Source organism: Prevotella melaninogenica, from assembly GCF_013267595.1.
Classification (GTDB): domain Bacteria; phylum Bacteroidota; class Bacteroidia; order Bacteroidales; family Bacteroidaceae; genus Prevotella; species Prevotella melaninogenica_D.
Window position 1 is genome coordinate 1795162 of the sequence record NZ_CP054011.1, and the last position, 14696, is coordinate 1809857.

Sequence of the window (14696 nt, forward strand, 5' to 3'; positions counted from 1 at the left end):
CATAAGGTTCTCCCCTCCTTTGGAGGGGCTGGGGGAGGTCTTTACCTCCTCTTAAACAAATCTTTTATACCATCCATGTCAAATGAGAGAGAGAAACGGAGGGTCTGATCAAGTGGGTTGTTCTTAGCCGTTGCAATAACATATCCGGCATCCAGTGAGAAGACATTCATCTTGAAGCCTGCACCGACAGTGAAGTACTTGCGGTTACCTTTGTTCTCGCTTTCGTGGTGATAACCAGCACGGAGTGAGAACTTATCATTATAAGTATATTCTGCACCTAAGCTCCACTGAATCTCCTGCAATTCCTCAGAAGCACCATTAGGCGCATCACCGAAGCTCTTGAAGATACCTGAGATAGAAGATACGTCATAGTATTCCTTCTGAAGACGGTTATCATAGTCTACTTGTGTTTCATCAGCTTTGCGCTTTGGATAGGTAGGGACTAATAACTTATTAGCATCAGCAGCAATGGTAAAACGGTTGAATTCATCGATAGGAATCATCAACGAAGCACCTAAACGAAGGTTGGTTGGGATGAACTCAGAGCGATTATCACCACCGAAGGTAATCTTCGAACCAATGTTAGAGATATTCATACCTAAACCCAACTGGCACTCACGCTCACCTATATTGATATAGTTCTGATAATAGCAAGACAAGTCGGCTGCAAAGGCAGAACCTGGTGCGGTATCATCTGTATAATTATAGGTAAGGTCTGAGTATATCCAACGTACAGCTGCACCTAATGAGAAATGCTCACTCAACATCAGAGAGTAGGCTACGTCCATTGACATCTCATAAGGGTTAATGGTCATGTTAGATCCGTCAGTCATCTGTACTTCACCCAAAGAGAAGTAGCGCATAGAAGCTGAGACTGCACTGTAATCACCGATACGATAGTAACCAGCAAGATAAGCCAAGTCGATGTCGCTCACCAACTGGCGAAGCCAAGGAGTGTAGTTTAGGGAAACACCAGCACGAGAAATATTAAAAGGATATTTTGCAGGATTCCAATACTGTGAGTTCACATCTGGGTCGGTGGCAGCACCAACATCACCCATACCTGCAGCACGTGCATCAGGAGCGATAGTCTGTGAGGTAACAGATGTGTTGACTGGATTAAAAATATCTTTCTTATCCTGAGCAAAAACGGTAGATGAGGCAAATACCGTCAGTGAGAGGATGGCTATACGAAGCTTATTAATCATTCTATTTTAATTGGATTGCTTATTAAATGTTGCTATATGGATTGAAACGTTCTTCTTCTGTTATTTATTGTCTAATATAATCAGTTTCTTAGCTTTCGACACCTTTGTAGCACCATTGCTACTGAGGCGTACTCGATAGAGGTAAACACCTGTTTGGAGTTTTGCCCCATTCTCAACGGTAAGGTCCCAGTTGGCTGTAATGGCATTGCCCGATGCAACACCAGTCTCACTGCGGTGCCATAGGAGGCGGCCGCTCATATCGAATACTTCTATGTCAACATCGACATCTGAACCAATATAGTTGTGCGTAACAATGAATGTCGTCTCTGTCGTGGCAGGATTCTTAGAGGCATTGACACTATATATTTCTGGTGCCAGTCCTTTTACAACCTTGAACTGTAATGTAACGGTTGAAGGGTTGTTCTGTATGTCCCACGCACGGAACTGCAGAGTGTGTGGTCCCTCAGAAAGCTCTGGCAGACTAAAGCCTGTTGTTCCTGATGTATAGCTACCGAAGTCATATCGGAAGTTATCATTCAGAATATAGGTCTGCGTCAACTTGCCGTCGATGGTCAGCTGCATGTTATGTCCGATACCATTACCAGAAGCGTTGATACCATCTTTATCCGTTATCTGTGCAAAGAAGTAAGGGGTACTATTGACCTCACCACCATTGACAAATGAAGGAGAATTGAGATAAGCATAGATTGATGGACCAATAGAGTCGTTGTATACAATCTCTGAACCATCAATCGTGAAGCCCTCTTCATGTCCTTGTGCCATGAGGGTGTGGCTGTCGTTAATGGCAGATAGATTCATCAAGCCTGTTCCTGCTGCATAGTTGATGTCACGTGGTACGGCAAAGGTGAATGTAAACTCACCATTCTTGATACTGTCTGTACCATTGTATAGCACCTTCTGGCGGTCATAATATTGGAAAGCACTTGCGGATGTATCCTCTTGCTTCTTACAAGTGATAAGTTCTTTTGTATCACGTACGGTAGCAGTGAGTAGTCCCTTGAAGTCACCTTGCTTACTACCGTTCTTTGCTATACAACCTTTGACAGTTACAACGGAGCCACCTTTGAGTACAACAGAACCTGTCGTACTTGGCGTTTGTCCATTGATTGTCTCCACTTTTACCTCTAATGTTGGGAGGTTCAGTGAGAGAGCTGGGTCGCCTAATAAAGCATATTGCAGTTTATTTGGTGTGAGGTCGCTGTTAGAATTAATCAACTCACATTTAGCTAAACGCTGTGCTTCGCCCACCGTTGTTGGCTTTCCATTGGTAAAACTCAGTACATGCTTGAGGAAGGCGGTGTTGATAGCCTTGTTATAGTATGCATATACCGTACGAGTAGTACCCCAGAAAGCAACAGAGCCACCCTTCTTGTTTAGCATTGCTGCTTCACCGATAGTTGGGATAGTACCATCGTATGGCATAATATCACAGCTGGCGGTAATCCAAAGTGGTAGATTAGCGTTGGTAAAGTTGGCATAGTCGTTGAGACGGAGTACTGCTTCATGAGAGATCTGGTCTTCCTTTCCGTGACCAGCATAATCCATGATAAGTGCACCTTGTGCCTGTTGCTGCTTGATAATAGCACTTACCTCAGGGTAGGTGTTACCAGTTGCAGACGATACACGGGTGTAAGCATCCCACATCACCTTCTTTACTTGATAGTCAGGATAGGTCGACATAATGGTTTCTGCGGTCTCATTGATATCGTGCATGTGGAGATTATTGTTTCCATCATCACCCATGAACATGATAACATTCTCCCAGCTTCCGCCATTCTTGTTCTCAGCATAGCCGATTGTCTTATCGACTAATACCTTTGCATCTGAAATCTCTGTCACTGGAAAGCGCCCAACTCCAAGGTCTTCTTTGTCACGTCTTAACAAGTCTCCACCTTCTCCATCATCCATCAACGTAAACCAACCATCATTGACATAGCAATCGGTCTCGCTGAATGAGTTTTCACTCTCGTAGGCAAGAAGATAATCATCAGGGTTAAGGTTACGACAAGCACTGGTAACCATACGGTTGTCCCATACGCAGTCGCCAAAGAGTAGGAGCGACTGTGGAAGATTGTTACTGGTAGCACGGTCGTAAAGCATTTTCATATAACGGCGGTAAGCCATTGCATCAGGTGTCCCACTGGAGAATTCATTATAGAGTTCGTCTGCAGGAACAATACGCACAGAAATATTATCATGTGTCCGATGGAAGTCGGCTAAGCGTTCTGCCTGGGCTAATAACTTCTGACTTGTAGGGATGATAATCACCATGTTGACTGGTTCGTCAGCATGATGGTCTTGATTGGTTATGTTGTAAACATACTCAGGGGCTGGGAAAGAAGCCTTTAAAGAAGGTGCTGGCGATGGTGTTGGGTAGGTCATGATAAGGTAGTCAAGACGTGCTGGACCACCTGATATGGTTGTTAATTTAATACTGTCGACAGCATGAAGCGTGTTAAGCGTATAGGTTCTGACTTCTTCATAACCTTTGTCAAAGGACTCTTGAGGTGTAACTCTTATGTCGCCAAGATGTTGACCATTTGCTTCTACCTTTACAATAGAAGTATAGGTACCTGTTGTTACTGCAACTGTGAGTTTTGCGCTCGTAGCACGTGCTTTGTTAGCTAAGGTGAAAACTTCACCTTCGTTTAGTTTTAAAGGAGTCTCTTCAAAGAGGTTTCGTCCTCCATGATACCAACTGAAATTATCTACCTCATGCAGACTATGATAATCGTCTGCAGACGGATAGAAACTGTTGAGGAAGGTCGTGCTGTCTGCAACGGTTGCATGAGCACTATTATTATCCTCGGTCAGGAAGTAATAACCATAGTTAGAATAAGGGTTGCGGATTCTCTTTACCGATGTGTTGCTTTCCCAACTAACAGGACCACGAGCATAGAAGAGCCGTCTACCATTACTATTATAGGTTGGCACCTCTTTTAAATCATCAAATGAAGTGATGTCGTCAGCTGTAAGAACCTCCTTCTCCAAGTTTCCACCATAGCCATAGATTTTGACTTTGTCAATATTAGAGAAGCCGGCACGACGGATTAGATCATTGGTCAACTGATAGACACCATTAGCAGGAACACGTATCTTTGCCCACTTACCACTTGCAAGAACGGAATGTGCAGCGTAGCGATTTGAGACAGTAGATACCGATATGCCACCAGTACGAGTCTCAACACCTTTTGTCTTCTTCGTCGTTGTTTTCTTGGGACGAGATGTAAGCGCTATCATGAAACTGACGAGGAACTGCTTCTTTCCATTGCGCTGAACGATAGGCATTAGAGATATCTCTAATACACCACGCTTACGTTCCACAGTCATCTGCTGATGTATCTCTGGTAATGCAGGAGGGACAACACTTGTCAATGCATTGTAGCGTTCAATGTCTGCCTTGCTCATGTCCATAAACTCAGGATAGCGTATCTCCAATTCGTAGGTAGAATCAGCGTACTGTTCACCAACAGGGATTGCATAACGGAAATGTGGCAATAGCGAGTCTATTGTCACATCTTGAACTGTTAGGTTGAAAAATCTTTGCTGTTGAGCTGATAGTTTCATACAACCCAACAGAAGTATAAGGCAGAGTATTGCTGAACGTTTCATTAACAGCTTGTTGATTCCTTTCGTCATTTTATTGATGTATTCCTTCTTAAGTTTTTTGTCAGTTATTCCCTCTGTTCGGTTGATTATTTGAGTTCCTTAATTGGAGAGTATAGAAATCTATATCGTAATCGTTTAGAAGTCTTTCACTTACTCTCCTTAGTTTACTTGCAATTAAAGTCGAGAACCTTTCTCTCTTCAATGTATCCTTCCAGATGGTCATTGATATGTACAGGTCCACAACCTGATGGACAGCCTGTATAGATGATGTCGCCAGTCTTGAGGGTAAAGTAGCGACTAATGTAACTGATGATTTCATCTACTTTGTATAGCATGTCAGTTGTACATCCTTCCTGAACCGTCTGTCCATTGATATCAAGGTGGAAGCGGAGTCGTTGTACATCAAGGAATTTGTCCTTTGATACCCATTCTCCTAAAGCTGCCGAGCCATCAAAACCTTTGCAGAGGTCCCATGGTAGTCCTTGCGCTCTTAGTTTTTGTTGTAATTTGCGAGCTGTGAAGTCAATACCAACTGTCACAGCATCGTAATATCTATGAGCGAAGCGCTCTGAGATGGTCTTCCCCAATCGACAGATACGTACCACGAGTTCCGTTTCATATTCAATCGTTCCCAAGTCATCGGGAATGAAGAAAGGCTTTTTATCTTTCAGTAGGGCAGAGTCTGCCTTAGTGAAGATAACTGGTCCTTCCTTTTTAGATAACGTTTCGTTTAGCGATTTATTATGTTCGGCATAATTCATGCCGACTGCAAAGATTTTCATTGTTGGTAGTTTTAGGAAATTATTGGGCTTATTGGCCCAATTAGCCCAATTAACCCAATTAGTCTTATTAGCCCAATTAGCCTAATAAGCCCTAACTTCTAATAAAAGAGAGTTGCAGAAGCCTAATGGCTATCCTGCAACTCCCATATCTTTCTTCTTAAGAAGCTCTGTGATTACTCTGCAGAGAGAGTGAAGCGCTTGTAAGCAACAATCTTAAGATCCTTGCTCTGAGCCTTAAGCCACTCGCTAACGCTCTGCTTGTCGCCATCACCGAACTGAAACTCCTGATCAACGAGACAGTTCTCCTTGAAGAACTTGTTCAGACGACCCTTAGCGATGTTCTGAATCATATCCTCGTTGAGGTTTGCAGCCTTCTCAGCAGCAACAGTGTTGCGAATCTCGATAGCCTTGTCAGCCTCCTCACGTGTCAACCAACCCTTCTTGATGTTAGACTCGATGTGGTCTTCACTGTCAACGAGGTTAGCGTTGATACCTGCCTTCTTGATAGCAGCAACAACAGCCTTCTCAATCTGCTCTTCCTTAGTCTTTTCAACAGCAACCTTGAACTCCTCGTCCTTAACAGACTGTGGAATAGATGCCTCGTCAAGAGCTACAGGCTTCATAGCTGCAACCTGCATAGCTACCTTGTGACCAGCATCCTCATTGTTCTCATTGAGCTGAACGATAGTTGCGAGAGTGTGCTTGTTCATGTGGTCATAAACAGACAAGTTCTCACCCTCAAGGAAGTTGTAGCCGTCGAGCTCCATCTTCTCACCAGTAACACCAGAACGCTGCTGAACTGCAGTAGCAGCATCCTCGCCATTAGCGAGCTTAAGTGCCTTAACCTCATCAAGGCTCTTGCACTTGTTAGCAACAGCAGCGTCCAGAATCTCCTGAACGAGGGCGATGAAGTCCTGACCATTAGCAACGAAGTCTGTCTCACACTTGATAGCAACCATAGCAGCAAAACCATCTACCTGCTTAACGAGTACACAACCGTTTGATGTCTCACGGTCAGAACGCTTAGCAGCGATAGCCAAACCACGCTCACGGATCAATTCCTTTGCCTTTTCGTAATCGCCTTCAGCCTCTGTGAGTGCCTTCTTTACGTCAGCCAGACCTGCGCCAGTCATAGCGCGGAGCTTCTTGATATCTTCAATAGATACAGCCATTTTTTTGTTTTCCTTTCTAATATTATTAAATATTGTGGGCGTTGATGAGGGATAATAAACTTCACGTATTATAAATAATATAGAAGCTCATTAGCACTCACCAGCGCCCACTATGTTTCTTTTAATTACTCAGCAGCTGGTGCCTCGTTCTCAGCCTTTGGAGCCTCTTCTGCCTTACGAGCAGCACGCTTTGGCTTAGCCTCAGCAGCCTCTTCAGCCTGCTCTGCAGCAGCCTTCTCGTCAGCCTTCTCAGCCTTACGCTCCTCAAGACCCTCTGCGATAGCACCGCAGCAAGCAGCGAGGATAGTCTCTACTGAATCCTTAGCATCATCATTAGCTGGAATGATATAGTCGATGTTCTTTGGATCAGAGTTGGTATCAACGATACCGAATACAGGAATGCCGAGACGGTTAGCCTCCTTAACAGCGATGTGCTCCTTCATTACGTCTACAACGAAGAGTGCAGATGGCAAACGAGTCAAGTCTGAGATAGAACCGAGGTTCTTCTCGAGCTTAGCACGCTGACGTGAAATCTGCAAAAGCTCACGCTTAGAGAGGTTAGAGAATGTACCGTCGTTCATCAACTTGTCGATGTTCGTCATTTTCTTCACAGCCTTACGGATGGTTGGGAAGTTGGTCAGCATACCGCCAGCCCAACGCTCGTTTACGTATGGCATGTTAACAGCTGCAGCCTTCTCAGCTACAACTTCCTTAGCCTGTTTTTTAGTAGCGACGAACAAAATCTTCTTACCACTCTTAGCGATACCCTTGAGTGCCTCTGCTGCCTCGTCTACCTTAGCTACAGTCTTGTGAAGATCGATGATGTGGATACCATTGCGCTCCATGAAGATGTAAGGAGCCATAGCTGGATTCCACTTACGACGGAGGTGGCCAAAGTGACATCCTGCCTCCAATAACTGGTCAAAATTTGTTCTTGACATTTTGTTTGTTTTTACTTGTTTACTTTCTTTTTAATTCTTTCTTGGCGAATGAGCTTCACCACGCTTTGTTAGAATCAACTGACGGGTAGTCCCCCGATAAGGAATCGCGTCAGTTTAGATACTAAACCTTTTCTTTACCTTTGAACTTTGAGATTTGAGGTTTGAACTTTTACCTTTAAACTTGAGCTTTTTCTTTCTGTTTTGCTTTATTCTTTTATCGAATAAAACATATCATAAAGTTCAAAGTTCAATATTCAAATTTCAATGACAAAGAAAATATTAACGCTTACTGAACTGGAAGTGAGCACGAGCCTTTGGCTGACCAGGCTTCTTACGCTCAACAGTACGACTGTCGCGTGTCAGGAATCCCTGGTCCTTAAGTGCTTTCTTATCTTCAGCGTTAACCTTAACCAATGCACGAGCGATAGCAAGACGCAGTGCCTGGCTCTGACCAGTAAAGCCACCACCATCGAGGTTGGCCTTAATGTCATACTGACCTTCTACACCGAGCAACTGCAGTGGCTGCTTAACCACGTACTGCAGGATAGCTGATGGGAAGAATTCAGTTAAATCTTTCTTGTTGATTGTGATCTTACCGGTACCCTCTGAGAGGTAAACACGCGCTACAGCGCTCTTACGGCGACCAATTGCATTAATTACTTCCATCTTTCTCCTTATTATTTATACTGGTTAATATCAATTGCCTTTGGCTTCTGTGCCTCGAGACCGTTGAGCTCTGTACCTTCGATAACATAGAGGTTATCCAACAGATGACGACCTAAAGGACCCTTTGGTAACATACCCTTAACAGCATGACGAATCATCTTATCAATACCGTTCTTACGAGTACGAAGCTGTGCAGGTGTGTTGAAACGCTGACCACCAGGGTAACCAGTATAACGTGTGTAAACCTTATCAGTCTCCTTCTTACCAGAGAATACAACCTTAGCTGCATTGATAATGATTACGTTGTCACCACAATCTACGTGTGGGGTGAAAGTTGGCTTGTACTTTCCGCGAAGAAGCTTAGCTACTTTAGAGCAAAGACGACCTACAACCTGATCGCTCGCGTCAATAACGACCCACTCTTTCTTAGCTGTTTCCTTGTTTACGGAAATAGTCTTGTAACTTAAAGTGTCCATTCTAAAAAATTAATAATTTTACTACTAAAAAACGTTTTCTATTTTTACGACTGTGCTTGACCTAACCATGCTGCCCGGCCAAAGACAACACTATTAACACGTATCGTATGGGGTTCTAAGAAAATCCCCCTTAATAATCGGACTGCAAAGGTACTTATTTTCAACCTTATATAATTGTTTTGGATAGTAAGATTATATGTAGTTTATGATTATTTAACTAAAATACTCGCTCGTTTGAGTCTGTTATTGTGTTTCTCCAAGGTTTTGTTTAATGTTGTTCTTGCATCTTACCTTATAATATTTGACGTTCTAAATGTTTGAACTTCTGCCTTACTAAACAGTCAAAATATTGGTCTTATCTCCCTGCGAATGTTTTTAAAAACTTAAAAACAAAGCGGGGAAGTCAAAAATGGTAAAAAAGATAGAGGTTTATCATAGTTTTATTTATTTTTGCAGCGCTATAAAGCTACTTCTTATATCTTAAAAGAAGGGAATAAGTCTGTGGCTTATTATATTATAAATAGGTGAAACATAAAACATAAACAAATATAACAGATTAAACAAAGATGAATTTTAAATCTATTTTATTAGGTGCGGCTTTGACCGTTAGTCCTGTGTTCGGCTTTGCCGACAGTAATATCAAGATGGTTGTCGGAACCTATACTGATGCTGGTAGTCAGGGGTTATATTCTTTCTCTTTCGACCAGTCTACAGGTAAGGCATCGGGTATCACTTCGTTAAAGGTTGACAATCCTTCTTATTTTACTTTCAGTAAGGATGGTCGTAATATCTATGCTGTTAGCGAGAAGAATAATGCGACAGCTGTTCTTAATAGTATTGGTTACGACCCTGTAAACGGTACTTTTGCTTTTAAGAATTCACAGCTGACACATGGTGGCGATCCTTGTTATGTGTCTACAGATGGCAAGATTGCACTTACAGCTAACTACTCTGGTGGTACTATTTCAGTCTTCCCAATTCTTAAGAATGGAACACTCGATAAGTCTTTGTTGCAGTTGGGTAGTGTGAAGGGTGGTCCTAACCGTTCACGTCAGAACACACCTCATGCACATTGTGTTATCTTTGCACCCGATGGTTATATCCTTACAACCGACTTCAGTGGCGACCGTATTCTTTGTTTCTCTTATAACAAGCGTGATAAGAAGTTAGAGGATCATGATATTGCTGCTCATGTAAAACCAGGCTCTGGTCCACGTCATCTTGTTTTCTCTCCTAATGGTAGATACGCTTATCTTATGAACGAGTTGTCTGGTAAGGTGATTGTGTATAGTTATAGCGACGGTAAGTTAAAGGAACTTCAGTCTATTGCTGCTGATAATGCTAACGCACGTGGTGGTGCTGATATCCATGTCAGTCCTGATGGAATGTTTGTTTATGCCAGCACACGTCTGAAGGGTGATGGTATTACTATCTTCCGTGTAGGCAATAAGGGTACCTTGACTCGTGTGGGTGCGCAGCTTACTGGTAAACATCCACGTAACTTTGCTATCACACCAAATGGCAACTTCCTGCTCGTTGCTTGTCGTGATGATAACTCAATACAGGTTTACTCACGTGATAAGGATACGGGCTTGCTTAAGAATACTCATCAGGATATTGTCCTTAGTCACCCTGTTTGCGTGAAGTTCTATCCGGAGAAGTAAGGTGTTTAGAAATAAAAGGATTTATAAGGGGTTAATGGAGTTTTATCTATTAGCCCTTTTTATTTAAATCGTTTTTTATAAAATGTTTGGTTTTAAAACTCTCTAACATGCTTATAGTAAATGTATTTTTGATATAGATGGAAATAATAGAAGAACACACGACACTCTCTTTATAAAAAGGAAAAGGTTGATTTGAACTAAACAGTTTAAGAGAAACAAAACAGCCTCTCAAACTCGTGTCTGAGAGGCTGTAATATATAATTTAAAAGTCTGTCTACTCTGCTACTGGACGAACACCGTATGCATTAGCATAAGAACCATAGTCGTCAGCGGCGTCATTTGGAGGAGGGAAAAATGTTTTTATTGCACCATTCGTTAGTGATGTACGTAAACCATAACCAGGTTTACCATTTTCTTTAAGCGTTGAAACAGACTGCGAGTAGAGACCATTAGTACCATTGCTTGATATTGATCCATTGGCACCTACTCGTGCATCACCAGCCTGGAAGTAGATATCCTTATTGTTGTCTGCAAGGAAGGTATATCCGTTATTCCACTCTGCACCTGTCAGGCTGAATCCCTCGAATGGTTCTTCCGTTAAAAGCACAGATTGGAAATAGAATAAGACTTATACACTTCCTTAGTACGACTATCCCAAATTAGATGGTTTTATAAAGGGGATAAACTATAAGGTTAAATTCAAATTGATACTATATCTATCCATTGTCTACAAATTGTTTATTCCCTTATTGATTGATGTTTGTAAACTATTTTCAAGTAGATCGAAATCAATAAATGCTTTTTTGGCTTCCAAAAGACGGCTAATTGAGTTGCAAAAGATGCTCTTTTGAGGGCTTACTAACGCCCTTTTGAAGTCCAAGTAAGCATCTTTTATCTTGGTACTTTATAATCATTTGATTCTCTGCTGGTTACAAACTTGCTTTTTATGCGTGTTTTTATCCTTATTTATAGATGTTTTATTCGAAATTATGTAATGATTTTTCGGGCTGTTGTCTGAAATTTCATCGTATTAACCCCAAGTCGGTCATTAGACCACAAAATGTATATTTCTTATTATTATGGTATTGTTTCCTAACATCTTTTATGTTCTTATTGGCATCTTGTCTGTCTTTGTAACTTGATGTAACCCACTGTGCTTATGTTCCAGAAACAAACAATCAGCTCGGTAATAAAACAAAATATGTTTAGGCTCTAATGAGCGATTTGGGTTAAAATGAAACAGTTGCCTATGTCAGATAATGATAATAAAATAGATAGTTTGATAGTCTTGGCTATGTTTTTATTTAATGAATCATTGCTGTTCTTCCGTTAAAGCTATACGTAAAAAGTCTACGCATTTAACGGAAAATCTCATAGGAAGATACAAAGACGTTTCAGGACTATCTGTCGTTATTTATTTGTTCGCATAATAACGTCTTGATTCCTTGCAAATACAAAAGAAAGAATGTATCTTTGCTGCAATAAACCTGTATTATACATAATCTTTTTTGATATTTATGCAGATGAAGCAATGGTTATACATTCTATTTTTTACTTTGTTGTTTTCAGCTTGTTCAGATAACAATACAAAGAAATATGTTATCGGTGTGTCTCAGTGTTCAGAAGATATCTGGCGTGATAAGCTCAACAACGAACTTGTGATGAGTACCTATCAGCATGATGATGTAATACTGAAATTTGCTTCAGCTAATGATAATGATAGGTTACAGAAACAACAGATTGAACAGTTTATAAAGGAAGGAGTCAACCTTCTTATTGTATCACCCAATCAGATTCATACGATTTCATCGGTCATCGATAAAGCATACGATGCAGGAATCCCTGTTATCCTCTTCGATCGTAAGACCGATTCAAAAAAGTATACAGCCTTTATAGGAGCTGATAACTATGAGGCTGGATACGAAATAGGCTATTTCATCGGGCAGCAGTTAGATGGTAAAGGAAATATAGCTGAGATTTGTGGATTACAAGCATCATCGCCCGCTATAGAACGTAATCGTGGTTTTATGGATGCACTAAAGGATTATTCTGGGATAAAAGTGATTGCTCGTAAGCATGGAGATTGGGTGAAAGAGAGCGGCGTAATGGCTATGGACAGTGTACTCTCACAAACAAAAGAGCCTATCCAATACGTCTTTGCACAAAATGACCGTATGGCTTTAGGTGCTTTGCAATCTATAAAGAAGCATAAGGTTAAGGGAATTAGAATAGTTGGAATAGATGCTCTTCCTGTACCAGGAGGAGGTATGGAGAAGGTTCGTGATGGTAATTTAGAAGCTTCTTATATCTATCCTACCCGAGGCGATTCAGTTATGCAACTCGCATTGAATATCCTTGAGAAGAAGCCTTATAAGCGTGATAACTATCTAAAAGGTGCATTGGTAACAAAGGCAAACGCTAATGTTCTACTTATGCAGAATGAAGAGATGAATAAGCAAACAGCTCGTCTCAATGCACTTCATGGGAAAGTGGATACTTATTTGGTGCAATATAATCATCAAAAGATGTATATTGTGCTTTTTAGTATCATCCTTTTCTTGCTGATAGGTATTATGGTTTATATCTATCGAACTATCCTTATGAAGCGAAGAATAGAAGAAGATGCCAACAAAGCAAAACTTCAGTTTTTCACAAATATAAGTCATGAATTGCGTACACCACTTACGTTGATAGCTGATCCTGTGAACTATATCATCCATGATGATAACCTTAATTCACAACAACGAAGTATGCTTCAGATAGTACAGCGTAATGTGCTTGTCCTAACACAATTGGTCAGTGAGATTCTTGACTTCCGTAAGGTGCAGAATGGTAAGATGGAACTACGCCTCTCCGACTTTAATCTTTCGGAAAGTATGAAACAATGGATCATGCTTTTCAGTGCCTCTGCACAGAAGAAGCATATTGCCATTAGTATGAATGCTCCTGATGCGGTTATGCTCAGAGCAGATCAAGATAAGATAGAGCGAATCTGTTATAATCTTCTTAGTAATGCCCTAAAATATACGTCTGAAGGTGGAGAAATCACTCTGACAGCTAAAGAAGAGAATGGACGTGTTATGATAAGTGTGGCAGATAATGGTTGTGGTATTTCAAGTGATGAGCTTCCTTATATTTTTGATCGTTTCTATCAAGCAAAGAATGCTGGACGTGGTACGGGTATTGGGTTGGCTATTGTGAAAGCTTTCACAGAATTGCATCACGGAGAGGTAAGTGCTACAAGTATAGAGGGAAAAGGAAGTACCTTTACTATTCATATTCCTGTTAGACAGAAAGGAGAGGTAACTAAGCATCCTACAGAGAAAATAGAACAATTGATTGAGCCATCATCCGCACAGGAAGTTCCGAATCAAGCTCGTCATATAGACGAACTTATACAGCCTTATCAAACAGATAAACCTGAGGTGTTAATCATTGATGATAATGTCGATATTCGCACTTATTTAAGGTCGGTACTATCCGAAAAGTATAATGTGAGTGAAGCCGCTGATGGAAAAGCCGGTTTAGAACTTGCACGGAAAATAGTTCCAGATATAGTGTTGTCGGACATTATGATGCCTGTGATGGACGGATTAGCGTTTTGTCAACAGCTGAAAACGGATAAAGCTATCAGTCATATACCTGTCATTTTACTGACAGCACGTAGTCTTGATGAGCAACGTGCTGAGGGGTATGAGCATGGTGCAGATGCTTATTTGTCCAAACCATTCTCGCTTCGTCTACTTTTTTCACGTATTGATAATCTTATTCAAAGTAGGAAGAAACTTAGTAAGTTATTCTCAAATAGTGATGAAAATGATGCTTTTGAAAAGTTGTCCAATGAAACAGATAAGACTTTTGCAGCACAATTGCGCAAGATAATTCAAGACAACCTTAGTGATAATGAGTTTAATGTAGAGCGAATAGGCGATGAAATCGGCCTTTCTCGTGTGCAGCTTTATCGGAAAGTGAAGGCTCTTACTGGATATTCTCCTGTAGAAATGCTTCGTAAAGCCCGTCTCACTCGTGCCCGCCATTTGCTTCGAACAACGGAAAAGACCGTGTCAGAAGTGGCTTATGCTGTTGGTTTTTCTACGCCCAGCTATTTTTCAAAGTGCTATAAAGACGAGTTCGGGGAGAGTCCCAAGAAGTGATTT

General features: G+C 41.3%; 10 protein-coding genes. 2 read left to right on the forward strand and 8 right to left on the reverse strand.

Annotated elements, in window-relative coordinates; all coding sequences use genetic code 11:
• Window positions 1–41 precede the first annotated feature (41 nt).
• The 7 genes from porV to rplM all read right to left on the reverse strand — a co-directional run bounded on the left by porV (window position 42) and on the right by rplM (window position 8875).
• Window positions 42–1208 carry a type IX secretion system outer membrane channel protein PorV gene (gene porV / locus FIU21_RS12620; protein WP_004358793.1) on the reverse strand — a complete coding sequence of 389 codons (1167 nt, stop codon included), beginning with the start codon at window positions 1206–1208 and terminating at the stop codon, window positions 42–44.
• 60 nt (window positions 1209–1268) lie between these two features.
• Window positions 1269–4841: a type IX secretion system sortase PorU gene (gene porU / locus FIU21_RS12625; RefSeq protein WP_036885775.1), complete on the reverse strand. Its 3573-nt coding sequence runs from the start codon at window positions 4839–4841 to the stop codon at window positions 1269–1271.
• A 161-nt stretch (window positions 4842–5002) separates the two neighbouring features.
• A complete protein-coding gene (locus FIU21_RS12630; RefSeq protein WP_004358791.1) occupies window positions 5003–5620 on the reverse strand; it encodes a fumarylacetoacetate hydrolase family protein in 618 nt (205 codons plus the stop codon).
• A 173-nt stretch (window positions 5621–5793) separates the two neighbouring features.
• Complete coding sequence (gene tsf, locus FIU21_RS12635; RefSeq protein ID WP_004358790.1) at window positions 5794–6792, reverse strand: translation elongation factor Ts; 999 nt, start codon at window positions 6790–6792, stop codon at window positions 5794–5796.
• Window positions 6793–6917: 125 nt separating this feature from the next.
• On the reverse strand, window positions 6918–7733 hold the full coding sequence (gene rpsB, locus FIU21_RS12640) for a 30S ribosomal protein S2 (protein ID WP_004358789.1): 816 nt from the start codon (window positions 7731–7733) through the stop codon (window positions 6918–6920).
• A gap of 279 nt (window positions 7734–8012) precedes the next feature.
• Entirely contained in the window at window positions 8013–8399 is a 387-nt protein-coding gene (gene rpsI / locus FIU21_RS12645) for a 30S ribosomal protein S9 (protein ID WP_004358788.1), read from the reverse strand.
• A gap of 11 nt (window positions 8400–8410) precedes the next feature.
• A complete protein-coding gene (gene rplM, locus FIU21_RS12650) occupies window positions 8411–8875 on the reverse strand; it encodes a 50S ribosomal protein L13 (protein ID WP_004358787.1) in 465 nt (154 codons plus the stop codon).
• A 566-nt stretch (window positions 8876–9441) separates the two neighbouring features.
• Here rplM and FIU21_RS12655 point away from each other — a divergent pair.
• On the forward strand, window positions 9442–10539 hold the full coding sequence (locus FIU21_RS12655; protein ID WP_004358786.1) for a lactonase family protein: 1098 nt from the start codon (window positions 9442–9444) through the stop codon (window positions 10537–10539).
• 274 nt (window positions 10540–10813) lie between these two features.
• Here the strand turns inward: FIU21_RS12655 and FIU21_RS12660 are convergent, their stop codons facing one another.
• Entirely contained in the window at window positions 10814–11146 is a 333-nt protein-coding gene (locus FIU21_RS12660) for a hypothetical protein (protein ID WP_036885724.1), read from the reverse strand.
• Window positions 11147–12056: 910 nt separating this feature from the next.
• Here FIU21_RS12660 and FIU21_RS12665 point away from each other — a divergent pair.
• Window positions 12057–14693 carry a hybrid sensor histidine kinase/response regulator transcription factor gene (locus tag FIU21_RS12665; protein WP_004358785.1) on the forward strand — a complete coding sequence of 879 codons (2637 nt, stop codon included), beginning with the start codon at window positions 12057–12059 and terminating at the stop codon, window positions 14691–14693.
• Window positions 14694–14696: the final 3 nt, after the last annotated feature.